17 protein-coding genes are annotated in these 26,966 nt (G+C 60.8%); 12 read left to right on the top strand and 5 right to left on the bottom strand.

All coding sequences use genetic code 11. The annotated features are described in order from the left end of the window. Window positions 1–7: 7 nt before the first annotated feature. The 8 genes from J0G10_RS16480 to J0G10_RS16445 all read left to right on the top strand — a co-directional run bounded on the left by J0G10_RS16480 (window position 8) and on the right by J0G10_RS16445 (window position 15,410). Window positions 8–1,783: a type I secretion system permease/ATPase gene (locus tag J0G10_RS16480; RefSeq protein ID WP_220556247.1), complete on the top strand. Its 1,776-nt coding sequence runs from the start codon at window positions 8–10 to the stop codon at window positions 1,781–1,783. Then, on the top strand, window positions 1,780–3,129 hold the full coding sequence (locus J0G10_RS16475; protein WP_220556246.1) for an HlyD family type I secretion periplasmic adaptor subunit: 1,350 nt from the start codon (window positions 1,780–1,782) through the stop codon (window positions 3,127–3,129). The genes J0G10_RS16480 and J0G10_RS16475 overlap by 4 nt, the downstream gene beginning before the upstream one ends. Window positions 3,130–3,131: 2 nt before the next feature. Then, window positions 3,132–4,502 (top strand): TolC family outer membrane protein, encoded by a 1,371-nt coding sequence (locus tag J0G10_RS16470; protein ID WP_220556245.1) that lies wholly within the window; start codon window positions 3,132–3,134, stop codon window positions 4,500–4,502. A gap of 263 nt (window positions 4,503–4,765) precedes the next feature. After that, window positions 4,766–7,717, top strand: coding sequence for an autotransporter serine peptidase EprS (gene eprS, locus J0G10_RS16465; protein ID WP_220556244.1), 2,952 nt, complete (start codon window positions 4,766–4,768; stop codon window positions 7,715–7,717). Between the two features lie 192 nt (window positions 7,718–7,909). Further along, window positions 7,910–10,987: an autotransporter serine protease gene (locus tag J0G10_RS16460; protein ID WP_220556243.1), complete on the top strand. Its 3,078-nt coding sequence runs from the start codon at window positions 7,910–7,912 to the stop codon at window positions 10,985–10,987. Between the two features lie 55 nt (window positions 10,988–11,042). Then, window positions 11,043–12,731, top strand: coding sequence for a polyurethane esterase (locus J0G10_RS16455; protein WP_220556242.1), 1,689 nt, complete (start codon window positions 11,043–11,045; stop codon window positions 12,729–12,731). 209 nt (window positions 12,732–12,940) lie between these two features. Next, complete coding sequence (locus J0G10_RS16450; RefSeq protein ID WP_095049076.1) at window positions 12,941–14,794, top strand: polyurethane esterase; 1,854 nt, start codon at window positions 12,941–12,943, stop codon at window positions 14,792–14,794. 241 nt (window positions 14,795–15,035) lie between these two features. Then, window positions 15,036–15,410 carry a hypothetical protein gene (locus tag J0G10_RS16445; protein WP_095049075.1) on the top strand — a complete coding sequence of 125 codons (375 nt, stop codon included), beginning with the start codon at window positions 15,036–15,038 and terminating at the stop codon, window positions 15,408–15,410. 138 nt (window positions 15,411–15,548) lie between these two features. On the opposite strand, the gene J0G10_RS16440 is transcribed toward J0G10_RS16445, so the two are convergent. Further along, entirely contained in the window at window positions 15,549–15,773 is a 225-nt protein-coding gene (locus J0G10_RS16440; protein WP_095049074.1) for a YgdI/YgdR family lipoprotein, read from the bottom strand. A 194-nt stretch (window positions 15,774–15,967) separates the two neighbouring features. On the opposite strand from J0G10_RS16440, the gene J0G10_RS16435 reads away from it, so the two are divergent. Genes J0G10_RS16435 through J0G10_RS16420 form a run of 4 tightly spaced genes read left to right on the top strand, consistent with a single transcriptional unit; the run spans window position 15,968 to window position 22,474 of the window. Further along, window positions 15,968–17,620 carry a VRR-NUC domain-containing protein gene (locus tag J0G10_RS16435; protein ID WP_220556241.1) on the top strand — a complete coding sequence of 551 codons (1,653 nt, stop codon included), beginning with the start codon at window positions 15,968–15,970 and terminating at the stop codon, window positions 17,618–17,620. Next, entirely contained in the window at window positions 17,617–19,935 is a 2,319-nt protein-coding gene (locus J0G10_RS16430; protein ID WP_095126050.1) for an ATP-dependent DNA helicase, read from the top strand. The genes J0G10_RS16435 and J0G10_RS16430 overlap by 4 nt, the downstream gene beginning before the upstream one ends. A 5-nt stretch (window positions 19,936–19,940) precedes the next feature. Beyond that, window positions 19,941–21,881 (top strand): hybrid sensor histidine kinase/response regulator, encoded by a 1,941-nt coding sequence (locus tag J0G10_RS16425; RefSeq protein WP_095126049.1) that lies wholly within the window; start codon window positions 19,941–19,943, stop codon window positions 21,879–21,881. 56 nt (window positions 21,882–21,937) lie between these two features. Next, complete coding sequence (locus tag J0G10_RS16420) at window positions 21,938–22,474, top strand: hypothetical protein (RefSeq protein ID WP_016983364.1); 537 nt, start codon at window positions 21,938–21,940, stop codon at window positions 22,472–22,474. A 289-nt stretch (window positions 22,475–22,763) separates the two neighbouring features. Here J0G10_RS16420 and J0G10_RS16415 read toward each other — a convergent pair whose 3' ends face one another. The 4 genes from J0G10_RS16415 to J0G10_RS16400 all read right to left on the bottom strand — a co-directional run bounded on the left by J0G10_RS16415 (window position 22,764) and on the right by J0G10_RS16400 (window position 26,903). Further along, window positions 22,764–23,060, bottom strand: coding sequence for a hypothetical protein (locus J0G10_RS16415; RefSeq protein ID WP_095049070.1), 297 nt, complete (start codon window positions 23,058–23,060; stop codon window positions 22,764–22,766). 188 nt (window positions 23,061–23,248) lie between these two features. Beyond that, window positions 23,249–24,592: a cation:proton antiporter gene (locus J0G10_RS16410; RefSeq protein ID WP_095126048.1), complete on the bottom strand. Its 1,344-nt coding sequence runs from the start codon at window positions 24,590–24,592 to the stop codon at window positions 23,249–23,251. A 90-nt stretch (window positions 24,593–24,682) separates the two neighbouring features. After that, window positions 24,683–25,540 carry a glucose 1-dehydrogenase gene (locus tag J0G10_RS16405; protein ID WP_095126047.1) on the bottom strand — a complete coding sequence of 286 codons (858 nt, stop codon included), beginning with the start codon at window positions 25,538–25,540 and terminating at the stop codon, window positions 24,683–24,685. 208 nt (window positions 25,541–25,748) lie between these two features. Beyond that, window positions 25,749–26,903: a MalY/PatB family protein gene (locus tag J0G10_RS16400; RefSeq protein ID WP_220556240.1), complete on the bottom strand. Its 1,155-nt coding sequence runs from the start codon at window positions 26,901–26,903 to the stop codon at window positions 25,749–25,751. Window positions 26,904–26,966: the final 63 nt, after the last annotated feature.

Raw genomic sequence — 26,966 nt, 5'->3', positions numbered from 1 at the left:
AGAATCGATGAAGATGGCGAAGGCCCCAGCCACCGCTCCCTTATTCAAGGCATTGGCTGACTATAAAAGTATTCTGATCAGCGTCGGCTGCTTTACCGCACTGATTAACGTGCTGATGCTGGTGCCCTCCATCTACATGCTCCAGGTCTATGACCGGGTGCTGTCGTCGCAGAACGAAACGACCCTGGCGATGCTCTCGCTGATGGTGGTCGGCTTCTTCGCCTTTATTGGCCTGCTGGAAGTGGTGCGCAGCTTTATCGTGATCCGCATCGGCAGCCAGTTGGAGCGCCGCTTCAACCTGCGGGTTTACCAAGCGGCGTTCGAGCGCAACCTGTTCAAGGGCGAGGGCAACGCCGGGCAGTCACTGGGCGATCTGACGCACATTCGCCAATTCGTCACCGGCCCGGCGCTGTTCGCGTTTTTCGATGCGCCATGGTTCCCGGTCTACCTGTTTGTGATTTACCTGTTCAACGTCTGGCTCGGTGTGCTCGCCACAGCAGGCGCACTGCTGCTGATCGGCCTGGCCTGCCTGAACGAATACATGACCAAAAAGCCGCTGGGCGAAGCCGCCGGTTATTCGCAACAGTCCAGCCAGTTGGCCACCAGCCATTTGCACAACGCCGAAACCATTCAGGCGATGGGCATGCTCGGTTCCCTGCGCAAGCGCTGGTTCCAGGTGCACTCGCGCTTCCTCGGCCTGCAAAACCAGGCGAGTGACACCGGTGCGGTGATCAGCTCTGTGAGTAAAACCCTGCGCCTGTGCCTGCAATCGTTGGTGTTGGGGCTGGGTGCGTTGCTGGTGATCAAGGGTGATATGACCGCCGGGATGATGATCGCCGGTTCGATTCTGATGGGGCGTGTACTGAGCCCGATCGATCAGTTGATTGCCGTGTGGAAGCAGTGGAGCGGGGCGAAACTGGCTTACCGCCGTCTCGATGCGCTGCTGCAAGCGTTCCCTCCCAGCGACGACGCCATGGCGCTGCCGGCGCCGAAAGGCCAGATCACCTTCGAACAGGTCAGTGCCGGCCCACCGGGGCAACGTGCGGCGACCCTGCAAATGGTCAATTTCAATCTGAATGCCGGCGAAGTGCTCGGCGTGCTCGGTGCTTCCGGTTCCGGCAAATCGACCCTGGCCCGGGTACTGGTCGGTGTCTGGCCGACCCTTGGCGGCACCGTGCGTCTTGATGGCGCGGATATTCATCGCTGGAACCGCGACCAACTCGGCCCGTACATCGGTTATCTGCCGCAAGACATCGAGCTGTTCAGCGGCAGCATCGCCGAGAACATTGCGCGTTTCAGTGAGGCCGATCCGCAGAAAGTCGTCGCCGCCGCGCAACAGGCCGGTGTGCACGAAATGATCCTGCGTCTGCCGCAAGGCTACGACACGCAACTGGGCGAGGACGGCAGCGGTTTGTCCGGCGGCCAGAAACAGCGTGTGGCCCTGGCGCGTTCAATGTATGGCACGCCGAGTCTGGTGGTGCTGGACGAACCGAATTCCAACCTCGACACCGTCGGTGAAGCCGCTCTAGCCAGCGCCATCGCCGCGCTCAAAGCCCAAGGCACCACGGTGGTGCTGGTGACGCACCGTTCTTCGGTGCTGGCCCAGGCTGACAAGCTGCTGGTCCTCAATGACGGGCGTCTGCAAGCTTTCGGCCAGAGTCAGGACGTGCTTAAGGCGCTTTCCGGCCAGCAAGAACAACAACGGGAAAAACCTGCACAGGCACCGGGCGGGCTCAGCATGAGCCGTCAGTACCAGCCCTCGACAAGGAATTCGGGTGTATGAGCAGCGCAAGCATGAACACTGAAAACGAAGCAACGATGGAACACGCCTACATCACTGAACGCCCGGAGCGGGATGCGAAGTTTTTCGCGCGCATGGGCTGGGTTCTGGCGATCGTCGGCGCCGGCAGCTTTTTCACCTGGGCGGCGTTGGCGCCGCTGGACCAAGGCATTCCGGTGCAGGGCACGGTGGTGGTGTCGGGCAAACGTAAAGCCGTGCAGTCGATGAGCAGCGGTGTGGTCAGCCGGATTCTGGTGCGCGAAGGTGAAATCGTGAAGCAGGGCCAGCCGCTGTTCCGCCTCGACCAGACGCAAGTCGCCGCTGACGTGCAGTCGCTGCAAGCACAATACCGCATGGCCTGGGCCAGCCTTGCGCGCTGGCAGGCCGAGCGCGACAACCTCAAGCAAGTGACCTTTCCGGCTGAGCTGAGCAATGACCCGGATCCGCGCCTAGCGCTGGTGCTGGAAGGTCAGCGGCAACTGTTCAGCAGCCGTCGCGAGGCTTACTACCGCGAGCAGGCCGGACTGCGTGCGAGCATCGAAGGCGCCACCGCACAACTGGCCGGCATGCGCCGCGCCCGTACCGATCTGAATGCCCAGGCCGACTCGCTGCAACAGCAGTTGAGCAACTTGCAACCGCTGGCCGACAACGGTTACATCCCGCGTAACCGCTTGATGGAGTACCAGCGGCAACTGTCGCAAGTGCAGCAGCAACTGGCGGAAAACACCGGCGAAAGCGGCCGGGTCGAGCAGGGCATCCTCGAGTCGCGGCTGAAACTGCAACAGCACGCCGAGGAGTATCAGAAGGAGGTCCGTACGCAACTGGCCGACGCGCAGCTGAAAAGCGTGACTCTGTCGGAGCAACTGACTTCCGCCGGTTTCGATCTGCAACACAGCGAAATCATCGCCACTGCCGATGGCGTGGCGGTCAATCTCGGCGTGCATACCGAAGGCGCGGTCGTGCGTCAGGGCGAAACGCTGTTGGAGATTGTCCCGCAAGGCACCACGCTGGAAGTGGAAGGGCACTTGCCGATCAACCTGATCGACAAGGTCGGCGCGCATTTGCCGGTGGACATCCTGTTTACCGCGTTCAACCAGAGCAAAACCCCGCGTGTACCGGGCGAAGTCAGCCTGATTTCCGCCGACCAAATGGTCGATGAGAAAACCGGCGTGCCGTACTACGTGTTGCGCAGCAGTGTCAGCGATCAGGCCATGGAAAAACTCAACGGTCTGGTGATCAAGCCCGGCATGCCGGCAGAAATGTTCGTGCGTACGGGTGAGCGTTCACTGCTCAACTATCTGTTCAAACCGCTGCTTGACCGGGCCGGCTCTGCGCTGACCGAAGAATAAGGATGTTCGGCTGTATGAATAAGCTTTCCACGCTCGCAGCAGCATTCTTGCTGCTCGCGAGTCACTCGGCAGTGGCGGCCATGGGGCCGTTCGAGATCTACGAACAGGCGTTGCGCAATGACCCGGTGTTCCTCGGCGCGATAAAGGAACGCGATGCCGGCCTGGAAAACCGCGCCATTGGCCGCGCCGGCCTGTTGCCGCGCATCGGTTACACCTACAACAAGGGGCGCAACTCGTCGAAAGCGACGTCTCTCGATGAGCGCGCGCGTAACCGTACCGACGATCGTAACTACAGCAGTTACGGCTCGGCGCTGACCCTGCAACAACCGCTGCTCGATTACGAGGCTTATGCCGCGTATCGCAAAGGTGTCGCGCAGTCGTTGTTTGCCGACGAGAACTTTCGCGGTAAGAGCCAGGAGTTGCTGGTTCGCGTACTGGACAACTACACCAAGGCACTGTTCGCGCAGGACCAGATCGACATCGCTCAGGCGAAGAAAAAGGCGTACGAGCAGCAGTTCCAGCAGAACGAACACATGTTCAAGCAAGGCGAGGGCACGCGTACCGATATTCTCGAGGCTGAGTCGCGTTATGAACTGGCGACTGCCGAGGAGATCGAGGCGCGCAACGAACAGGACGCCGCGCTGCGTGAACTGGGTGCACTGGTCGGCGTGCCGGCGGTGGACATCGGTGATTTGGCGCCGCTCGATCAGAACTTCCAGACCTTCGCGCTGATGCCTGCCAATTACGACACCTGGCATGAAATGGCGGTGAGCAATAACCCGAATCTGGCTTCGCAACGCCAGGCCGTGGAAGTCGCGCGTTATGAAGTGGAGCGCAATCGCGCCGGGCATCTGCCGAAAATCAATGCCTACGCCTCGATGCGCCAGAACGAATCGGAAAGCGGCAACACCTACAACCAGCGCTACGAAACCAACACCATCGGTTTTGAAGTCAGTGTGCCGCTGTATGCCGGTGGCGGGGTGTCGGCGTCGACGCGTCAGGCCAGCCGCACTATGGAGCAGGCCGAATACGAACTGGACGGCAAAACGCGTGAGACGCTGATCGAACTGCGGCGGCAGTTCAGCGCCTGTTTGTCCGGGGTGAGCAAATTGCGCGCTTATCAGAAGGCATTGAGCTCGGCGGAAGCGCTGGTGGTGTCGACCAAGCAGAGCATTCTCGGTGGTGAGCGGACCAACCTCGACGCGTTGAACGCCGAGCAGCAGTTGTTCACCACGCGCCGTGATCTGGCGCAGGCGCGGTACGACTATTTGATGGCCTGGACCAAGTTGCATTACTACGCCGGGACCTTGAACGAGCAGGATCTGGCGCGGGTGGATGAGGCATTTGTGGTCGCTCAACAGCCCTCACCCTAACCCTCTCCCAGAGGGAGAGGGGACTGATCCGGGGATATTGCAGAAGTACACCGACTTGAACGAGCGGCACCGAATCCAACATCGAGCCGGTTTTTCAGGTCGATGCGAGACCAGCTGAATCCACAATCGACGCGGTTTTTCACGTCGATGCATGAGGCAAGACACCTCGGTCAGCTCCCTCTCCTGGGGGAGAGGGCTGGGGTGAGGGGAACAGGCGACACCGCAAAAGAACCTGCATAAAACAATAAAAGTGAGTGGTGAACATGGACGTACGCATCAAGCCAATTTCGGTCGGTACCCTGCTGCTTGTGATTTCCGCAACACAGGTTCAGGCGCAATATCTCGAAACCGGCCAACCCGGCGATCCCGGCAGTTGGCGCAGCGCCGAATTCCTCCGCGACTGGGGCCTGAGCCGGATGCAGGCCGAGCAAGCCTACGCCGCCGGCATCACCGGTAAAGGCGTGAAAATCGGCGCCCTCGACTCCGGTTTCGATGCCGCCCACCCGGAATTCGCCAGCGACCGCTATCACCCGGTACTGGCCAGCGGCAGCTACATTGACGGTTCACTGTTCAACGTCAATGGCACCCTCAACCCCAACAACGACTCCCACGGCACGCATGTCGTCGGCACCATGGGCGCCTCACGCGACGGTACCGGCATGCACGGCGTGGCGTACAACGCACAAATCTACGTCGGCAACACCAACAAAAACGACAGTTTTCTCTTCGGCCCCAACCCCGATCCGCGCTATTTCAAAGCGGTATACGACGCCCTCGCCGATGCTGGGGTGCGCGCGATCAACAACAGTTGGGGCAGCCAGCCGCCGGATGTCAGCTACCGGACACTGGCTGATCTGCACGCCGCGTACGCTCAGCACTGGAATAAAGGCACCTGGCTCGACGCGGCAGCGGATGTTTCCCGGCGCGGCGTGATCAACGTATTCAGCGCCGGCAACAGCGGCTATCCGAACGCCAGCGTGCGTTCCGCGCTGCCGTACTTTCAGCCGGATCTGGAGGGCCACTGGCTGGCCGTGTCGGGCCTCGATCAAAGCAATCAGCAAAAGTACAACCAGTGCGGCCTCGCCAAATACTGGTGCATCACCACGCCGGGGGCGAAGATCGACAGCACCATTCCCGGTGGTGATTACGCGATCAAGTCCGGCACCTCAATGTCGGCGCCGCATGCGACCGGGGCACTGGCGCTGGTGATGGAACGCTACCCGTACATGACCAATCAGCAGACGCTCGAAGTGCTGCTGACTACCGCAACGCAACTGGATGGCTCGGTCACCGCTGCGCCGACCGAGCGGGTCGGCTGGGGCGTGGCCAACCTGAACCGGGCGATGCGCGGGCCAGGGCAATTGCTCGGTGCGTTTGATGCCAACTTGGGGGCAGGGCAGCGCGATGTCTGGAGCAATGACATCTCCGACAAGGCGCTGATTCAGCGGCAGGCTGAAGACCTTGCTGAGCACAGTGCCTGGCAGCAAACCCTGCAAGACAAGGGCTGGCAGAACGGCGTTGCTGCCGGTGCCAGTCAGCAGGATCAGACCGATTACGCGGTCGGCACTGCCCGTGATGCGGCAGCGGCGAGCAGGATTTATCAAGGCAGCCTGATCAAGTCCGGCGGCGGCCAGTTGATCCTCACCGGCGACAATACCTATCGCGGTGCGACCACGGTCAATGGCGGCTTGCTCACGGTCAACGGCTCGCTGACTTCCGCTGTAACGGTGAATGACAGCGGCAGCCTCGGCGGTTCCGGCCGGATTGGCGCGTTGACCGCCAATAGCGGCGCTCGCGTGGCGCCGGGCAACTCCATCGGCACCTTGAACGTGGCCGGTGACGTGATCTTCGCGCCCGGTTCGACTTACGCCGTTGAACTGTCGCCGACCAGCAGTGACCGCATCGTTGCCGGGGGCACAGCCACTATCAGCGGCGCCACGTTCAGCCTGTCGCTGGAAAACAGCCCGACGCTGCTTAGCACCAGCGAGGCGCAAAGCCTGCTCGGTCGCCAGTACGACATTCTGCAAGCGGCTGGCGGCATTCAGGGCCAGTTCGGTGCGGTGCTGCCGAATTACCTGTTTATCGGCGGCAGCCTCGACTACGCCGCCAATGGCATTCAACTCGATATCGAACGTAACTCGACGACCTTCGCCAGTGTCGGGCAAACGCCGAATCAGCGCTCGGTGGCCGCTGCCGTCGAAGGCCTGGGCGCGGGCAATTCGGTCTACGAAAGCCTGTTGCGTTCACCCGATGCGAGTTCCGCACAACAGGCGTTTCAGCAGTTGAGCGGCGAGATCTACCCGGCGTTGAGTTCAATGCTGATCAACGACAGCCGCCAGTTGCGTGACGCAGTAGGCGAGCGTCTGCACGATACCAATGCTGCGCAAAGCAATGGCTGGGTCAAGGCGCTCGGCGCCTGGGGCACGACCGATTCGAGCCACGACACGGCGGGCTACAACACCTCGATTGGCGGGCTGCTGGCCGGTGTCGATGGCGCGCTGGACGAGCAAACGCGCATCGGTCTGGTCAGCGGTTACAGCGACAGTTCGCTGAGCATGGGTTCGGGCACGCATTCCTCGGCCAAGGTCGACAGCTATCACCTCGGCGCGTACGCCGGCCGTGAACTCGGCGCCTGGCGCTTGAGCACGGGCGCGGCTTACAGCTGGCATCGCGCCGATGTGAAACGCGATCTGCAATACGGCGATGTCAGTGGCAAACAGAAAGCCAAAGTCGACGCGGCGACCACGCAAGTGTTCGGCGAAGCGGCTTATCGCCTGCACCTGCAACCGCTGGCGCTGGAGCCGTTCGCCAATCTGGCCTACGTGCATCTGGACACTGAAGGTTTGACCGAGAAGGGCGACGCTGCGGCGTTGAAAAGCTCCGGCGATCAACGTGACGCGGTGCTGAGCACCCTCGGTGTGCGGGCGATCAAGACGTTCAATCTTTCGCCCGCGCAATCACTCGACGTGAGTGGCCATCTCGGCTGGCAGCACAGCCTCAGCGACATCGATTCCGAGCAGCATCTGCGCTTTGCCAGCGGTGGCACGCCGTACGCGGTGGAAAGCTCTGCGCTGGTGCGCGACGCCGCACTGGTCGGCGTGCAGGCCAGCCTGGCGCTGAGCCGCGATGTACGGGTCAACCTTGATTACAACGGACAACTGGCCAGTCGCGAAAAGCTGCATGGCGTTGGCTTGAGCCTGAACTGGCAGTTCTAAGCAAGATAACCCGGCTTCTGGTGATCGTTCCCACGCTCCGCGTGGGAATGCCTCTAGGGACGCTCTGCGTCCAGTGACGCGGAGCGTCACGGGCTGCATTCCCACGCGGAGCGTGGGAACGATCAACGACGATCATCGCCCTCAGTGGCAACGATCAGGATTTTTCGCAACATCACTAAGGAAGGTCGCTGGATGAATAACAACAATACCCCCGCGCAAACGGGAGGCCGCTTTGCCCTGAAAACCCTCACGCTCGCCGTGCTCTGTGCCATTGGCACCGCCCACGCCGCGCCCTACGTGGAGAGCGGTCGTACGGGCGATCCGTCGAGTTGGCGCAGTGCCGAATTTCAGGCCGATTGGGGCCTGGGCGCGATCGGTGCCGATCACGCTTATGCCGCCGGCTATACCGGCAAAGGCGTGAAACTGGGGATCTTTGATCAGCCGGTGTATGCCGCGCACCCGGAGTTCTCCGGCAGCAATAAAGTCGTCACCCTGGTCACCAGCGGGATTCGCGAATACACCGACCCGTACATCCCGGTCAAAGCCGGCGATGCGTTCCGCTATGACGGTTCGCCCTCGGTCGGTTCCGACGGCAAACTCGGCGCCCACGGCACCCACGTCGGCGGTATCGCCGCCGGCAGTCGCGACGGCGGGCCGATGCACGGCGTGGCATTCGGTGCGCAGATCATCAGCGCCGACAACGGTGACCCGGGCCCGGAGGACGGCATCGTTCGTGGCAACGACGGCGCGGTGTACAAGGCCGGTTGGGACGCACTGATCGCCAGCGGCGCGCGGATCATCAACAACAGCTGGGGCATCGGCATCACTGACCGTTTCGACCTCGGCGGCCGCGATCCGGCGTACCCGCACTTCACCGTCAATGACGCGCAAGTGCAGTTCAACGAGATCCGCACGCTGCTCGGCACCAAGCCCGGCGGCGCCTACGACGGTGCGATTGCCGCCGCGCGCAGTGGCATCGTGACGATCTTCGCCGCCGGCAATGACTACAACCTCAACAACCCGGACGCCATCGCCGGCCTCGGCTATTTCGTCCCGGACATCGCGCCGAACTGGATCACCGTCGCTGCGCTGCAGAAGAACCCGGATCTGGCCAGCGCCAACCCGTACATCATGAGTACGTTCTCTTCGCGTTGCGGCTACACCGCGAGTTTCTGCGTCTCGGCGCCGGGCACAAAGATTTTCAGCGCGATCATCGAAGGCACCAACGCCGACAACCTGACCACCGGCTACAAAAACTACAACGGCACCTCGATGGCCGCGCCGCATGTCGCCGGTTCCATGGCGGTGCTGATGGAACGCTTCCCGTACATGAGCGGTGATCAGGTCGCCACGGTCTTGCGCACTACGGCCACCGACCTCGGCGCACCGGGCATCGACGCCTTGTACGGCTGGGGCATGATCAACCTGCGCAAAGGCATCGACGGCCCGTCGATGTTCGTCACCGAGCAGGACATTCCAGCGGAATTCCGTATCGACGGCGCGTATGGCTCCGGCCAGTTCGTTGCCGATCTGCCGGGTATCGGCGCGATCATCGATCAAGGCAAACCGACCGAGCGCGTGTGCACCGACATCACCTGCGGCCTCGACACTTGGCGCAACGACATTTCCGGCCACGGCGGTTTGACCAAACAAGGTATCGGCACGCTGGTGCTGACCGGCAACAACACTTACAGCGGCCCGACCCTGGTCAATCAGGGGCGCCTGGCCATCAACGGTTCGCTGCAATCGGCGGTGACGGTGAATGACGGCGGTATCCTCGGCGGCAACGGCCAAATCGGCGCGCTGTCGGTGAACAGCGGCGGTACGGTGGCGCCGGGTAACTCCATCGGCACAATGAATGTGGCCGGTGACGTGACCTTTGCACCGGGTTCGACTTACGCCGTAGAGCTGTCGCCCACCAGCAGCGATCAGATCATCGCCACTGGCAAAGCGGTCATCGAAGGCGCGACGGTGAGCCTGTCGCTGGAAAACAGCCCGACGCTGCTGACCACCAATGAAGTGCAAAGCCTGCTCGGCACGCGCTACAACATCCTGCAAGCGGCGGGCGGTATTGAAGGGCGCTTTGGTCAGGTGTTGCCGGATTACGCCTTTCTCGGCGGCACGCTGGCGTACTCGGCCGATGGCATCCAGTTGGCGGTCGGGCGTAACGACGCTCCGTTCGCCAGCGTCGGTTTGACGCCGAACCAACGTGCGGTCGGTGCGGCGGCTGAGCGTCTGGGCGCTGGTAACGCGCTGTTTGAAACCCTGTTGCTGTCGCCGAATGCGGCGTCGGCGCAGCAAGCCTTCCAGCAGTTGTCCGGCGAAATCCATCCGGCCATTGGCACGATGCTGATCAACGACAGCCGTTACCTGCGTGAAGCCGTTGGCGAACGTCTGCGCGAGCGTGATCTGTTCAACGCTGGCGCACCGACCGATGACCGCAGCAACGCCTGGGTCAAGGTCCTGGGTTCGTGGGGCAAAAGCGATGGCGGGCATGACAATGCCGACTCCAACAGCTCTATCGGTGGCTTGCTCGCCGGTGTCGATGGCTTGATCGCTGAAGATACCCGTCTCGGTTTCGTTACCGGTTATAGCGACAGCTCATTGAGCATGGGCAGCGGCACGCATTCGTCGGCATCAGTCGACAGCTACCACTTGGGTGCGTACCTGGGCCATCAGATCGACGCGCTGCGTCTGACCGTCGGTGGCGCCTATAGCTGGCACCGTGTCGACGTCAAACGTGACCTGCAGTTCGGGGACGTCAGCGGAAAACAAAAGACCAAGCACGATGCCGCAACCACTCAAGTGTTCACCGAGGCCGCCTATGATCTGGGCCTGCAACCGATGAACCTGGAGCCGTTCGCCAATCTGTCCTATGTGCACCTGAACACCGAAAGCTTCACCGAAAAAGGTGACGCCGCCGCGCTGAAGGGCGGTGAGGACAACCGCGATGTGGTGCTGTCGACCCTCGGCGTGCGCGCCAAGCGCAGCTTCGCGCTGTCGAATCAGCATCAGTTGGAACTCGGCGCGAGCCTCGGCTGGCAGCACAACCTGAGCAACGTTGATGCCGACAGCCATCTGGCGTTTGCCAATGGCAACAGCGCGTTCACCGTGCAGAGCGTGTCGATGGATCGCGATGCGGCGGTGGTCGGTGTGCGTGCGGGTCTGGCGCTCAATCGCGATGTGCGGGTGAACCTCGATTACAACGGACTGATCGGCTCGAACGAGAAGGACCACGGTGTGGGTCTGACCCTCGACTGGCAGTTCTAAGGCGTACCGGCAGTTCTGCGGAGCTGCCGGTTTTTGAAGGAAGAGAGAGCACAACATGGGACTGTTCGATTATAAAAATGCCGATGGCAAAGCGTTGTACAGCGACGCCATCGCTCTGACGCTGTACGCCTACACGCCGACCGGCAAGCCTCTGCCGGCCACCGCTTGGGCACCGCTCACGGCAACCGCGCTGGGCTATCAGGGCAAGGTCGGGCCGCAGGGCACGTTCTTCGGCGAGAAGGACGGCTTCACCAGTGCCGAGGCCGAAGTGCTCGGCAAATACGACGCTGCCGGCAAACTGATCGGCATCGGCGTGGCCTTTCGTGGCACCGGCGGGCTGGGTTACAGCGACACCTTCGGCGACCTGAAAAACAACCTGCTGGCCGCCATCGGGCCGTCGGATTACGCGAGTAATTACGCTAAAAACGCTTTCGACAATTTGCTCAAGGCGGTCGCCACATTCGCCATTGCCAACGGCATTGCCGCCAAGGACGTGCTGCTCAGCGGTCACAGCCTCGGTGGGCTCGGGGTCAACAGCGTGGCCGAACTGAGCGCGAGCAACTGGGGCGGCTTTTTCAAGGATGCCAACTACATCACCTTCGCCTCGCCGACTCAGAGCAGCACCGGCAATAACGTGCTGAACATCGGGTTCGAAAACGACCCGGTTTTTCGCGTGCTCGATGGCACCACATTCAGCAGCGCCTCGATGGGCAAGCACGACAAGCCGCACGATTCGACCACCGACAACATCGTCAACTTCAACGACAACTACGCGTCCACCGCTCAGAACCTGGTGCCGTTCAGCATCGTCAATCCGCTGAACTGGTCGGCCCACAGCTCGTTGGGCTATGCCGATGGCTTGAATCGGGTCATCGATTCCAAGTTTTACAACCTTACGCATAAAGACTCGACGATCATCGTCTCCAATCTGGAAGAAGCTTCTCGCGGCAAGACCTGGGTCGAAGATCTCGGCCGCAGTGGCGAGCCGCACACCGGCAGCACGTTCATCATCGGCACCCAGAGCAGCGACTGGCTCAAGGGCGGCGCGGGCAACGACTTCCTTGAAGGCCTGGGCGGTGATGATCGGTTCCGTGATGACGGCGGTTACAACATCCTGCTCGGTGGCCAGGGCCACAACACCTTCGAACTGCAGAAACCGTTGCAGAACTTCAGCTTCGCCAACGACGGTGACGGCACGCTGTACGTACGCGATGCCTATGGCGGCATCAGCATGACCCGCGACATCGGCGCGCTGGTGAGCAAGGAGTCGGGTTCGTGGTGGGGCAGCAAGGAAATCACCTGGGGCGTTACGGCCAAAGGTTTGACCAATGGCAACGAACTGACCCAGTACAACCACTCGCTCAGCGGCGATGGCTACGGCAATGCGCTGCACGCCACGGCTGACGGTGACTGGCTGTTCGGCCTCGGTGGCGATGACAAGTTGATCAGCGACAAGGGCCATGTGACCTTCGTTGGCGGTGCTGGCAACGACGTGATGACGGCGGTGGGTGGCAACAACACCTTTCTGTTCAGCGGCGCGTTCGGTTTTGATGCCATCAACGGTTATCAGGGCAGCGACAAACTGGTGTTCATGGGCGTCGAGGGCGCGGGGCAGGGCTATGACTACAAACAGCACGCGGCGCAGACCGGCAACGACACCGTGCTGAAGATTGGCGACTATGCCGTGACCCTGGTCGGGGTTGGAGTGGCTAACCTGTCGGACTCGGCGTTCGTGTTCGCCTAAACAGTAATCCTGTAGGAGCTGTCGAGTGAAACGAGGCTGCGATCTTTTGATCTTGCTTTTAAGAGGCAAGTCAAAAGATCGCAGCCTTCGGCAGCTCCTACAAATGTCGCGTTAAAGAAGTGTTGTATCGAAATGCTCCGGGGCGTCCCCGTGGGGCGCCCTGGCTGTGAGCTATCTCTAACAATTCCAACAAGAGAGAGGCAATAGCAATGGGTGTGTATGACTACAAGAACTTCGGCACAGCCGATTCCAAGGCGTTGTTCAGCGATGCCATGGCGATCACGCTGTATTCCTACCACAACCTCGATAACGGCTTTGCCGCCGGTTATCAGCACAACGGCTTCGGCCTCGGCCTGCCCGCCACGCTGGTCACGGCACTGCTCGGCGGCACCGATTCCCAGGGGGTGATCCCCGGCATTCCGTGGAATCCCGACTCGGAAAAACTCGCCCTCGACGCGGTGAAAAAGGCCGGCTGGACGCCCATCACCGCCTCGCAACTGGGCTACGACGGCAAAACCGATGCGCGGGGTACCTTCTTCGGCGAGAAGGCCGGTTACACCACCGCCCAAGTGGAAATCCTCGGCAAGTACGACGCCCAAGGCCATCTCACCGAACTCGGCGTTGCCTTTCGCGGCACCAGCGGCCCGCGTGAGAACCTGATCCTCGACTCCATCGGTGACGTGATCAACGACTTGCTCGCCGCCTTCGGCCCCAAGGATTACGCGAAGAATTACGTCGGTGAAGCCTTCGGCAATCTGCTCAATGACGTGGTGGCGTTTGCCAAGGCCAACGGCCTCAGCGGCAAGGACGTTCTCGTCAGTGGCCACAGCCTCGGTGGCCTGGCGGTCAACAGCATGGCCGACCTGAGCGGTGGCAAGTGGGGTGGTTTCTTTGCCGACTCCAACTACATCGCCTACGCCTCGCCAACGCAAAGCAGCACCGACAAAGTGCTCAACGTCGGCTACGAAAACGACCCGGTGTTCCGCGCCCTCGACGGCTCGACCTTCACCGGAGCTTCGATCGGCGTGCACGATGCGCCCAAGGTCTCGGCCACCGACAACATCGTCAGCTTCAACGATCACTACGCCTCGACCGCGTGGAATCTGCTGCCGTACTCGATCCTCAACATTCCCACCTGGATCTCGCACTTGCCGACCGCGTATGGCGACGGTATGAATCGGGTGATCGACTCAAAATTCTACGACCTGACCAGCCGCGACTCGACGATCATTGTCGCCAACCTCTCGGACCCGGCGCGGGCCAACACCTGGGTACAGGATCTCAACCGCAACGCCGAAACCCATAAGGGCAGCACGTTCATCATTGGCAGTGACGCCAACGATCTGATCCAGGGCGGCAGCGGCAACGATTACCTGGAAGGTCGCGCCGGCAATGACACCTTCCGCGATGGCGGTGGCTACAACGTCATCCTTGGCGGGCAGGGCAACAACACCCTCGATCTGCAAAGCGCGGTGAAGAACTTCGACTTCGCCAACGACGGCGCCGGCAATCTGTACATTCGCGACGCCAACGGCGGGATCAGCATCACCCGCGACATAGGCAGCATTGTCACCAAGGAACCGGGCTTTCTCTGGGGGCTGTTCAAGGACGATGTGACCCACAGCGTCACGGCCAGCGGCTTGAAGGTCGGCAACAACGTCACCGCGTACGAGTCCAGCGTCAAAGGCACCAGCGGCGCCGATACGTTGAAGGCGCATGCCGGTGGCGACTGGTTGTTCGGGCTGGACGGCAACGATCACCTGATGGGTGGCGCGGGCAATGACGTGTTTGTTGGCGGCGCAGGCAATGACCTGATGGAGTCGGGGGGCGGGGCGGATACGTTCCTGTTCAACGGTGCGTTCGGTCAGGACCGGGTGGTCGGTTTCACGTCCAATGACAAACTGGTGTTTCTTGGTGTGCAGGGTGTGTTGCCGGCGGAGGATTTCCGGGCTCATGCTGCGACCGTCGGGCAGGACACGGTGCTGACGTTTGGCAATGATTCGGTGACGTTGGTCGGGGTGTCGCTCAACAGCTTGAGTGCTGACGGCGTTGTGATCGCCTGAGGTTGATGGGGCGCCGGTAAGGGCCTCTTCGCCAGCAGGCTGGCTCCCACACTGGATCTGTTTCGTTTATAAATCCCCTGTGGGAGCTAGCCTGCTAGCGATTGGAGTCAACTCGGTTTCAAAAGTGACTCGATGGCCACGACCAGACTCAAACCCCTGCGAAAACAGGAAATGCGGCCTAAAGCCAGCACGTGAGCACACGTTCTATAGCTAGCCGCCATTGAGTACAGGAGATTCAAACGTGAAAGGTTTCAAGGGGTATGTCGGGTTCGTCGCACTGGCGCTGTGTTCGGCCAATGCCTGCGCCGATCTGCCTCAAAGCTCGATTCTGAGCCGTTACGGCGTCACCACCGACCAACTGCCGAGCCCGCCGAAAACCGCGGAGGTCGAACCGGTCGAAGAGAAGAGCCGCTTTCAGATTCAGCCCGAACAACCGTTCGTGACCCTGCGCCTGGGTGACGGCAAGCCGCCGCAAACCACCGGCAATCTGAGCATTGATCGCATGGCGCAGCAGGATCTGGAACGCTGCCGGCGCTTGCAGGGGGAAGTGGTCAAGCGGGGTGGCACGTACATGCCTTGCGACGGCAGCATTCCGGGTATGCCTACCTTCGAATAAAAAAGCTGCTTTGATGATCGTTCCCACGCTCCGCGTGGGAATGCCTCAACGGACGCTCCGCGTTCGGCTCTGGATGGGACGCGGAGCGTCCCGGGCTGCATTCCCACGCAGAGCGTGGGAACGATCGATCGCCGTGAGTCAGTCTTCCTCGCGCACTGTGGCCACTTCATCAGCGCGAACCTTCACCTTGGCCCCGGAAATATCCTCGAACTCATAGAAGCCGTCCTTGGTTTTGGTCTTCGGCATGTCCTTGGTCAGGTACTGGGTGCCGTTCTGCAGGGTGACCACCGTCGGGGTCGAGCAACCGGCCAGTGCCAGCGCGGCGGCGATGGCGAAAGGGATGCCCAGTGCTTTGATTTTCATACCCACCTCTAAATCCTCATTCGATGTGATGCCGAGCATTGTCGGCCCTCTAACGCGGTTGGTGCCATCCCCGGGGGAAAAGTTCGATAGCCCGGCGAAAAAATGCCATTGATCATTTTCCGTTTGCACCGGGTGGGGCACAGCTGGTATCTGTACGCATAACCAGTACTCGCTTGCCATGGCCCAGAATTCCCGTGACTGCCAATCCCCTCGACGACCCGTTCTATTACCTTAACAACTTTCGGCAAGTGCTTGATTGGCTTGAGCTTCGTTATGCCGATGTAATGAGCGAGCCGGAACACGCATTCATCCGCGACTTCAACGCGTTGCCCCGCCCGAGTCAGGGGCTGCTGGTGCGGATGGTGATGCGCAAGGGTGTGCATTTTCGTGCCGGCAAACTCAATTACGTGGAAATCGGTGACATCGCCGAGGCCGCGCAGCCCTTGTTGGAGCACGGCTGGATCGACGAACACGCGCCGCTGGTCCTCGCCGAGTTGTTCGATGTGTTGCTCAAGGCCGAGATCCTGCAAGCGTTCGCAGCCTTTATCGAGCAACCCAAGGGCCGCAAGGACGATTGGCTGCCGCTCCTCGCCGAGCAGTTTGCAGACGCTCGCAGCCTGCGCGACTGGGCTCCGCTGCTCGATGATCGCTTGTTCAGCCTGACCATCATGGACCTGTGCGATCGCTTGCGGCTGATGTTCTTCGGCAACCTGTATCAGGACTGGTCGGAATTCGTCCTCGCCGACCTTGGCATCTTCACTTATGAAAAAGTCGAATTCTGCGCCGACTCGCGGGGCCTGCGCAGTCGCGATGACGTCGATGCGTGCCTGTTCCTGCACAACTGTCAATTGCGTTTCGAGGCCGGTGAGCCACTGGACACCATTGTTGCGCAGGTCAGCGCCTTGCACTTCGACAACCCGTGGCTGCAACGCCGGCGTGGCAAGGTGCTGTTCCAGATCGGCCAGTATTGCGAGCGCATCAGCGAGTTTGCCCTGGCCCTGAGCATTTATCGCGACTGCGCCTATCCCGGCGCCCGTTTACGCATGATCCGCGTGCTGGAGCGCAGCGGCGAATACTCGTTTGCGCTGGAGCTCGCCACGCTGGCGGAGCAGGCGCCGGAAAGCGCTGCCGAGCAGCAAGGCCTGCAACGGATATTGCCAAGGCTGCGGCGCAAACTCGGCGGCCCGCCACTCAAGCGCACAACGGCCAGACCGGTCGAGCGGCTGGATCTGCAATTGCCGCGCACCGACCCAGCCTTGTCCGTGGAGTTTTACGTGCAGGCGCATCTGCACGATGACGATGGCCCCGTGCATTACGTGGAAAACAGCCTGATCAACTCGCTGTTCGGTTTGTTGTGCTGGCCGGCGATCTTCGCGCCATTGCCCGGGGCATTCTTTCACCCGTTCCAGCGCGGCCCGGTGGACCTGCTCAACGAAGATTTCCAGCAACGCCGCGCCGAGCTGTTCCAGGCGTGCCTGAGCGAACTCGACGACGGCCGCTATGCCGCGACCATTCGCCAGCGCTTTGTCGACAAATGGGGTGTCCAGTCGCCATTCGTATTCTGGGGCGCGGTGAATGAACTATTGCTTGAGCAGGCATTGGCCTGTCTGCCCGCCGAACATCTCAAGCACTGGTTCAACCGTTTGCTGCTCGACATCAAGGCCAACCGCGCCGGCATGCCCGACCTGATCCAGTTCTGGCCGCAGCACAAAACCTACCGAATGATTGAAGTGAAAGGCCCCGGCGATCGCCTGCAGGACAACCAGTTGCGCTGGCTGGAGTTCTGTCATCAACACCAGATGCCAGTAGCGGTGTGTTACGTGCAATGGGCGGAGCAGAGCGCTTGAGCTACAGCATTGCCGTGCGCGCACTGTGCGAGTTCACCGCCAAGACCGGCGACCTCGACCTGCGCTTCACCCCATCGCCCACGGCGCTGGAAGGCATCGCCGGCCACCGCACTGTGGCCTCGCGGCGCAGCGAAAAGTATCAAAGCGAAGTGGCGCTCGAAGGCGAGTTTCTGCAGTTGAAGGTCAAGGGCAGGGCGGACGGCTACGACCCGGCGCAAACCTGCCTGGAAGAAGTCAAAACCTACCGTGGCGACCTGAGTAAGCAACCGGCCAATCACCGCCAGTTGCACTGGGCACAGGCGAAGATCTACGGCTGGTTGATGTGCCGCAAACTCGAACTTGAGCAAATCAATCTGGCGCTGGTGTATTTCGATATCGTCAGCGAGAAGGAAACCTGCCTGGTCGAGGCCTTCAGCGCCGAAACCCTCAAGGCCTTTTTCGAGCAGCAATGCACGCTGTTCCTGCAATGGGCCGAACAGGAAATGGCCCATCGCGAGGCGCGCAATCTGGCCGCGCAGCAACTGGCGTTTCCCCATGCCGATTTTCGTCCCGGTCAGCGGCACTTGGCGGAATCAGTGTTCAAAGCCGTCAGCACCGGCCGTTGCCTGATGGCCCAGGCACCGACCGGCATCGGCAAAACCCTCGGCACGCTGTTCCCGATGCTCAAGGCCCTGGCGCCGCAGCAACTGGACAAGGTGTTCTTCCTGACCGCGAAGACACCGGGGCGCAAACTGGCGCTGGATGCCAGTCAGGTGTTGTTCGATCAGTCACCAGCCTTGCCCTTGCGGGTGCTGGAAATGGTCGCCCGGGACAAGGCCTGCGAACATCCGGACAAAGCCTGTCACGGCGAATCCTGCCCGTTGGCCCAGGGCTTTTATGATCGCCTGCCGGCCGCGCGGGAAGCGGCCAGCCGAATCCGCCTGCTCGATCAAGCCGCCATGCGCGAGGTCGCTGCGCAACACGCGGTGTGCCCGTATTACCTGAGTCAGGAGATGGCCCGTTGGGTAGACGTGGTGATCGCCGACTACAACTATTACTTCGACTTCAGCGCCATGCTGTTCGGTCTGGCCCAGCTTAATCAATGGAAAGTCGCGGTGCTGGCGGACGAGGCGCACAACCTGGTCGAACGCGGCCGGCAAATGTACAGCGCCAGTCTTGATCAGTTCACCCTCGGCAGCGTGCGCAAAACCGCGCCGGCACCGCTGAAAAACTCCCTGCAACGGATCAACCGTGAATGGAACGCGCTGCATGCGCCGCAACTGGCGGCGTATCAGGCTTACGACAAGGCCCCGGAAAAACTCCTGCAAGCGATCTCGTTGTGTTGCGCGGCCATTGGCGATTACCTCAATGACCATCCGCAGGGTCTCGACAGCGCCGTGCAGAACTTCTATTTCGACCTGCTGCAATTCGCCCGGGTGGCAGAACTGTACGACGAGCATTACCTGTTCGACATCAGCAAGCGCGACCTCGACCGCAAAAAGCCGCTGTCGCAGTTATGCCTGCGCAACGTGGTGCCGGCCGCGTTCATTGGTCCGCGCCTGAAAGCGGCGCGCAGCAGCGTGCTGTTTTCCGCGACCCTCAGCCCGCGTCACTATTACGCCGATTTGCTTGGCACGCCCGCCGACACCGTGTGGATCGACGTCGAATCGCCGTTTTGCGCCGAGCAGTTGCAGGTGCAGATCGTCAGCCGCATTTCGACACGCTTCAATCATCGTCAGGCCTCGCTGGAGCCGATCGTCGAATTGATCGCGCAGCAGTTCAGCGAGCGTCCGGGCAACTATCTGGCGTTTTTCAGCAGCTTCGATTATCTGCAACAAGTGGCGTCGTTACTCGCTGAGCGTTACCCGCACATCACCCTGTGGCAGCAATCGCGGGGCATGCTCGAAGGGGCGCGGCAGGCCTTTCTCGATCAGTTCACCGCGCACAGCCAAGGCGTCGGCTTTGCCGTGTTGGGCGGTGCGTTCGGCGAAGGCATCGATTTACCCGGTGCGCGGCTGATCGGGGCGTTCATTGCCACGTTGGGGCTGGCGCAGTTCAATCCGGTCAACGAACAACTTAAACACCGCATGGCCGCCATCTTCGGCGCCGGTTACGACTACACCTACCTGTACCCCGGCGTGCAGAAAGTGGTACAGGCCGCCGGGCGAGTCATCCGCACCCGTGAGGATAGCGGCGTGGTGATGCTGATTGACGATCGCTTTGCCGAGAGCCGGATCAAACAGCTGCTGCCGCGCTGGTGGGCAATCAATCACGAGACGGACGCTTCCCAATTTGCCGGATTACCGCATACTTCTGCTCATGACAATGGCTGGTGAGTGTGATGAGCGAGAAAAACAAGACCGCGGCGATCGAAGAGATGCGTTTTCGTCTGCTGATCGATGCGGTGGTCGACTATGCGATCTACATGATCGATCCCGACGGCATCATCACCAGTTGGAACTCCGGCGCCAAACGCTTCAAGGGCTACGAAGAAGCGGAAATTCTCGGCGAACATTTCTCCCGCTTCTATACCGCTGAGGATCGCGCCGCCGGTCTGCCGCAACGTGCGCTCGATACGGCGATCCGTGAGGGACGTTTCGAAGGCGAGGGCTGGCGGGTGCGCAAGGACGGCACCAATTTCTGGTCGCATGTGGTCATCGATCCGATCATTGATCCCGACGGCAAATTGCTCGGTTTCGCCAAGATCACCCGCGACCTGACCGACCGGAAAATGGCTGAAGAAACCCTCAAGCAAAGCGAGCAGCAGTTCCGCTTGCTGGTGCAGGGCGTCACCGACTACGCGATCTACATGCTCAGCCCCGAAGGCCGGGTCAGCAACTGGAACCAGGGCGCACAGCGGATCAAAGGCTATCTGCCGGAAGAAATCATCGGTCAGCATTTTTCGCTGTTCTATACCCCCGAAGACCGCGAACTCGGCGAGCCGCAACGGGCGCTGGAAATCGCCACCCGCGAGGGCCGCTTCGAGAACAAGAGCTGGCGCATGCGCAAGGACGGCACGCGGTTTCTCGCTCATGTGGTGGTCGATGCGATTCGTGGTGACACCGGCACATTGCTCGGTTTTGCCAAGATCACCCGCGACATCACCGAAGCCCACCAGGCGCAACAGGCGCTGGAGAAAACCCGTGAAGCGCTGTTCCAGGCGCAGAAGATGCAGGCCATCGGTCAGCTCAGCGGTGGCATCGCCCATGACTTCAATAATCTGCTGACGGTGATTCTCGGTAACCTCGAGATCGTGCAAAAGCGCGTGGGCGACGATGCGAAAATCAGCCGCCTGCTGGAAAACGCCACCCAAGGCGCCTTGCGTGGCGTCTCGCTGACCCAGCGCATGCTGGCATTTGCCCGCCGTCAGGAATTGAAGACCGAGTCGGTCGATATCGCGCAATTGGTTCAGGGCATCAGCGGTTTGCTGCGTAGCTCCCTCGGGCCGGGTATCCTTGTCGACACGCGGTTTCCCGACGATCTCGAGCTGGTGCTGGCGGACACCAATCAGTTGGAATTGGCCTTGCTCAATCTGGCGACCAACGCCCGCGACGCCATGCCCGATGGAGGTACGGTGAGCATCAGCGCTGAACCGCAAGTGGTGCTAGAACTGGGGCATTCGGACCTGCCTGCGGGGCGTTACGTCTGCCTTAGCGTAATCGATACCGGGGAGGGCATGGATGATCACACGCTGGCGTCGGCCAGAGATCCGTTCTTCACCACTAAAGGCTTGGGCAAGGGCACCGGGCTGGGCTTGTCGATGGTCCACGGCTTCATGGAACAACTCGGTGGCCGTTTCATTCTCAAGAGTGCAAAGGCCCAGGGCACCACGGCAGAACTGTGGATTCCGGTGGCCGGCGAGGGTACCGTCAGCAATTCGCTGCAGCCACACGCCGAGCCCGTGGTGGTACCAAGACTCAGCGTGCTGGTGGTGGATGACGACTCACTGGTATTGAACAGCACCAGTCTACTGCTCGAAGACCTCGGCCATCGGGTGGTCAGTGCGACGTCCGGTGCGCAAGCGCTGGCGTTGTTCGATCAGGGCGAGGTCATCGACCTGATGATCACCGACATGGCCATGCCGAAAATGAGCGGCGCGCAACTGGCCCATGCCGTGCGCGTGCTCAAACCGGATCTGCCGATCATCCTGGCCACCGGCTACGCCGAACGCCTGGAAGGCTTTGCCGCGCAACTGCCACGATTGCCCAAGCCGTTTACGCAGATGAATCTGGTGGCAATCATTGCCCAATCGATGAAACAAGGCGTCGGTCAATCCGTCTGAACTTGGGCGCCAACGGGGACTTCTAAACGTTTTCCCCACCCCGGAGCGTGCATCTTTTGTCTCGCATACTGACTGAGCCCACCGCTGAAGAAACCCTGACCGAACATGACGCCAAGATGTTTGGCTCACCCAAGGAACGGCTGGATTTCTATCGGCGGGAGATCCAGTACGAAACCAGCATCCTCGCCAACCGTACCGACGCTTATCTGGCGGCGCAGTCGTTTCTGGTGATTGCCTTTGCCTCGTGCATGGCCAACCTCAACCCGGAGTGGGGCAAGTTGTTCACGCTGGTGGTGCCACCGTTTCTGGCACTGCTCGGGCTGCTCAGCTCGCTGAATGCCTGGCCGGGGATTCGCGCGGCGTACGACATCATCGATCACTGGCATTTCAAGCAGAGCCACTTGCTGCACAGCGAACCGCTGATGGGCCTGGCGTATGACGAATCGCCGCTGTTCAGCGAGATGGAGTCGAGCCACAAGGGCTATCGCAAGTCGCTGCTGTTTTCGGTGCGTACGCCGTGGATCTTTGCGACGTTCTGGGTGTTGCTGGGGAGTTATGCGGTGTTTATTCAGGTGACCAATCCGGGCGGGTGATTGGCAGGTAGGGAAAAGCCCGGCTTATGTAGCCGGGCTTTTTTATTCGCGTGGATTTTGTGGTGCTATTCAGACCGATCCCCCTCACCCCAACCCTCTCCCCCAATGGGGGCGAGGGGGAAGGGAGCAGATCTTCGTTGTACTCAAAATCTGCGTTCGACTCGGTATCTCAATATCGTGGTCAGAATCTGCGTTCGACTCGGTATCTCAGGTCGGCGTACCTCGACCATTCACCTCGGTCAGTTCCCACTCCCTCTGGGAGAGGGCTAGAGTGAGGGGCTGTTCTGGCTCATTCCACAGTTTCAAGCTCTCGACGCAATGCCGACGAGTTCTGCGAGGACATCGGGATCGGCGGGAAGTCTTCGTTCAAGACGCACAAATGGTCGATGGCATCTTCAAACATCGAATCGGCTTTCTTGCGCAGCGCGCGGTATCGCTCAAACTGTTCAATGTCCAGATCGGCCACGTCGAGCAGCGCATTGGCTGCGCGGTTGAGGGTGTGGGCGTTATCAAACAATTGACGATTGCGTTCCAGAGCCAGTGCTCTGCAAGCCTTGATTTGCGCAGGAGTCGAGCATTCTTTCATGACCGTGACCTTAATCTTCAAGGATTCCGTTTCATAGGCGTAGCGCCGCAGGGGAACCGAACCTGCCGGGCCCCGCCGGACATATCCGGCGAGGGGTTATGCTTGTGACTGCCGGCCATTAATCAGGGATCCATTTTTATATAGAAAAAAATTCGATCAATTCGCCGAATAAATTCGCAAATCAAAAATCAGTTTTTTTGTTTTTTGCGCTGTTCGTAACGGGCGAGGATCGGTTGCGTGCTGATGCCATGGAGCAAGATGCTCAGCGCCACCACCGACAAGGTCAGATCGGTACACAGGCTGGCCACCGTGTCGGTCAGCCCGTGGTTCAAGGCATAAAACAGATAGAACAGGCTGCCGATACCGCGAATGCCAAACCAGCCGATCAACAGCCGTTGCCTTCCTTTGAGCAGTGCGCCCCAAGGCATCAGCGCGACGCAGGCCGGGCGGATCAGGCAGAACAGCAAGCCGCCCACCAGCAACGCCCGCCAGTCCCAGTGCGCCACCAGCACCACGCCGAGCAGGGTCACCAGAAATACTTCCATGGCGCGCTCGACCAGACTGCCGAACGACAGCATGTCGCCCATCATGATCCCGGCGGCGACCTGGCTGCTTTCCAGCCGTTCGGTGTCGCCGTGCACCGCGTGCTGCGGTTCGACGTTCTGATGACCGACCACCGGCTGCACCAAGTGCTCGGCGGGCGGTTGCCCGGCGCCGGTGGATTTGACTTCGACCTGACGCAGGCCCAACCCGGCAGCGAACACCGACAGAAAACCATAGCCGCCAATCGCTTCGGCAACGACATACGCCAGGGCAATCAACGACAACGCTAGATAGTCGTTCGGGCTGAGCGTGCTGTCGTCATTGTGAATACGCAGCGACAGGGTCACGCGGCCGATACCTCGGCCCATCCAGTAACCGGTGAGCAGACCTGCGGGCACCGCCCACAACAAACTGCGCAAGACCCAGCCCTGCCACTCGGCGGCAGAGCCATCACCGTGAATCAACAACAAGCCGAGAATCACAAACGGAAAGGCTACCCCGTCATTCAACCCGGCCTCACCCGACAGGCCGAAACGCACGCTGTCGACATCCCGCGCATCATTGACCTGCACCAACGCCGCCAGCACCGGGTCGGTGGGCGCCAGCATCGCGCCGATCAACAACGACGGCCCCCACGGCAAGCGCAAAGCAAAATGCAGCAGCAGGCACACCCCGGCGATGGTCAGCACCATTACGGGGCCGGCGAGGCCGAAGGCGATTCGCCAACGCTTGTCGCGCAGCGGCAGGCGCAATTTCAGGCCGCAGACGAACAGAGAAAACAGCACCGCGACTTCTGTCAGGTGCTCCATCCACAGCGAGGCGTCTTCCAGGGATAGTTTCAGCAGATCAAGGCCACTGGGGCCAATGCCAATTCCCAACAGCAAACAAACCGCCGAGGTGGTCACCGGCATCCAGCGCAGGTATGACGACGTCAGTGCCAGGGTCAGCAGCACGGCGCCGAGTACGGCGACCCACACGATAAAACTCATGATCTGCCGCCCTCAAATGTTTGATGTGACGGCAATCGCACCGTGTTCAATGGGCCTTCAGTTTTACTGTAGGCGTTGGCGAAGGCGTCATCACAACATCGGTTTACCACCGGTCACGCCATAGCGCTGGCCGGTGATATAACTGGCTTCGTCCGAGGCCAGCAACACGTAGATCGGCGCCACTTCCACCGGTTGGCCGGGGCGGCCGAGCGGGGTGTTGCCGCCGAAGTTCTGCACTTCTTCATCGGGCATGGTCGAGACGATCAGCGGCGTCCAGATTGGCCCCGGTGCCACGCAGTTCACGCGGATTTCCTTCGGCCCGAGCATCTGCGCCAGACCGCCGGTGAAATTGGCGATCGCGCCTTTGGTGGTGGCGTAGGCGAGCAGGGTGGGTTTGGGCATGTCCGAGTTAATCGAGCTGGTGTTGATGATCGACGAACCGGCGCGCATGTGTTTTATCGCGGCCTGACACAAGCGGAAGATCGCGGTGATGTTGACGTCGAAGGTCATCACCCATTCCTCGTCGGGGATTTCTTCGAAGGTTTCGTGGGTCATCTGGAACGCGGCGTTGTTGACCAGCACATCGATTCGGCCGAAGCGTTCCACGGTCTTGTCGACCAAGGCCTGGCAATGGGCCTTTTGCGCGATATCGCCCGGCAGCAGCAGGCACTGGCGCCCGGCCTGCTCGACCCAGCGCGCGGTTTCCTTGGCGTCCTCGTGTTCATTCAGATAGGCGACCGCCACGTCAGCGCCTTCACGGGCGAAAGCAATGGCCACGGCGCGGCCGATACCGCTGTCAGCGCCAGTAATCAGAGCGATCTTGCCGGCTAGTCGTCCGGAGCCGACATAGCTTTGCTCGCCGCAATCGGGATAGGGTTCCATCTTGCGTTGCGAACCGGGAACGGTCTGGGCTTGTGCGGGGAAGGGTGGTTTTGGATAGTCGGTCATCGCGGGTCTCCGAGGTCTCATGGCTGGTATGGGCGGTTGACCCGGGGTGTTTGCCGTGAGTTCGATCGGATTTACGCCGGTCTTCAGACTCGATACAGAACCTGTGGGAGCTGGCTTGCCAGCGATAGCTATGTATCAGTCGACATTAATGTTGAATGTCAGACCGCTATCGCTGGCAAGCCAGCTCCCACAGGGTTTAGTGGTGGTTTCAGGTGTGGCGTTGTGTCAGGGCGCGCTCCATGCGGGCGATACCTTCTTCCAGCAATGAACGCGGGCAGCCGAAGTTCAGACGGACGAACTGCTGGTGTTGATCGCCGAAGTCCAGACCGGCGCTGAGGCCCACCTTGCCCTGCTCAAGGAAGAACTGCTGCGGGTTGTCCAGGTCCAGCGCCGAGCAATCCAGCCACGCCAGATAGGTGCCCTGCGGAACGTTGATGGTCACGCCCGGCAAGCGCTTGCGCACCGCTTCTATCAGCCAGTCGCGATTGGCTTGCAGGTAGGTTTTCAGCTCGGCCAGCCACGGCCCGCCTTCGCTGTAAGCCACGCGGGTGGCTTCCATGCCCAGCGGGTTGACGCTGTCGACCATGCCGCAACGGGCGTGATTGACGCGTTCGCGCAGGGCAGCGTTCTGAATGATCATGAACGAGGTCTTGAGGCCGGCGATGTTGTACGCCTTGCTCGCCGACATCAGAGTGATGGTGCGCTCGGCGATCTCCGCGCTCAGCGACGCGGTCGGAATGTGCACGCGACCGTCGAAGCACAGCTCGGCGTGGATTTCGTCGGAGATGATCCACGCGTCCTGCGCTGTACAAATGTCCGCCACCGCTTGCAGCTCTTCACGGCCAAACACCTTGCCAATCGGGTTGTGCGGGTTGCTGAGCAACAGCGCGCCACCGCCGTTCAGCGATTCACGCAATACGTCCAAGGGTGTCAAGTAAGTGCCGTCAGCCTGCGCGACGAACTCCAGTTCAACCTTGTTCAACCCCCAATTCCCCGGCGCATGGCGCAGTGGCGGGTAGTTGGGCACTTGCACCACGACGTTCTGCTGTGGCTGCACCAACGCTTTCAAAGCCATGTTGAAGCCCGACTCGACGCCCGGCAGGAAAATCAGCTCCTGCGGTTTGACCTTCCAGGAAAACTTGTTCCAGAGGTCGGCGACGATGGCTTCACGCAGGTTGTCCTGCGCCACGCTGTAACCCACCAGCGGATGCAGCAAGCGTTGTTGCAGCGCCTCGATCACCACCGGCGGCGCGGCGAAATCCATATCAGCGACCCACATCGGCAACACGTCGGCCGAATAGCGGCTCCACTTGGTGCTGCCGGTGTTGTGGCGGTCGAATACCTGATCAAAATCGAAAGTCATGCGCGGTCTCGTGAAGGCGGAATGGTCCTGCGGGGCATGATAAACCCTTGTCCCTTTGGAAAC

Origin of the sequence: Pseudomonas germanica, from assembly GCF_019614655.1 — a bacterium.
Taxonomy (GTDB): Bacteria; Pseudomonadota; Gammaproteobacteria; order Pseudomonadales; family Pseudomonadaceae; genus Aquipseudomonas; species Aquipseudomonas neuropathica.
This window is presented reverse-complemented; position numbering and strand designations above follow the sequence as displayed.

Bases quoted from the DNA above. Each gene is read 5' to 3' on its own strand.
- J0G10_RS16480 (WP_220556247.1), top strand. From the start codon at position 8: ATGAAGATGGCGAAGGCCCCAGCCACCGCTCCCTTATTCAAGGCATTG.
- J0G10_RS16475 (WP_220556246.1), top strand. From the start codon at position 1,780: ATGAGCAGCGCAAGCATGAACACTGAAAACGAAGCAACGATGGAACAC.
- J0G10_RS16470 (WP_220556245.1), top strand. From the start codon at position 3,132: ATGTTCGGCTGTATGAATAAGCTTTCCACGCTCGCAGCAGCATTCTTG.
- eprS (WP_220556244.1), top strand. From the start codon at position 4,766: ATGGACGTACGCATCAAGCCAATTTCGGTCGGTACCCTGCTGCTTGTG.
- J0G10_RS16460 (WP_220556243.1), top strand. From the start codon at position 7,910: ATGAATAACAACAATACCCCCGCGCAAACGGGAGGCCGCTTTGCCCTG.
- J0G10_RS16455 (WP_220556242.1), top strand. From the start codon at position 11,043: ATGGGACTGTTCGATTATAAAAATGCCGATGGCAAAGCGTTGTACAGC.
- J0G10_RS16450 (WP_095049076.1), top strand. From the start codon at position 12,941: ATGGGTGTGTATGACTACAAGAACTTCGGCACAGCCGATTCCAAGGCG.
- J0G10_RS16440 (WP_095049074.1), bottom strand. From the start codon at position 15,773: ATGAAAATCAAAGCACTGGGCATCCCTTTCGCCATCGCCGCCGCGCTG.
- J0G10_RS16425 (WP_095126049.1), top strand. From the start codon at position 19,941: ATGAGCGAGAAAAACAAGACCGCGGCGATCGAAGAGATGCGTTTTCGT.
- J0G10_RS16415 (WP_095049070.1), bottom strand. From the start codon at position 23,060: ATGAAAGAATGCTCGACTCCTGCGCAAATCAAGGCTTGCAGAGCACTG.
- J0G10_RS16410 (WP_095126048.1), bottom strand. From the start codon at position 24,592: ATGAGTTTTATCGTGTGGGTCGCCGTACTCGGCGCCGTGCTGCTGACC.
- J0G10_RS16405 (WP_095126047.1), bottom strand. From the start codon at position 25,540: ATGACCGACTATCCAAAACCACCCTTCCCCGCACAAGCCCAGACCGTT.
- J0G10_RS16400 (WP_220556240.1), bottom strand. From the start codon at position 26,903: ATGACTTTCGATTTTGATCAGGTATTCGACCGCCACAACACCGGCAGC.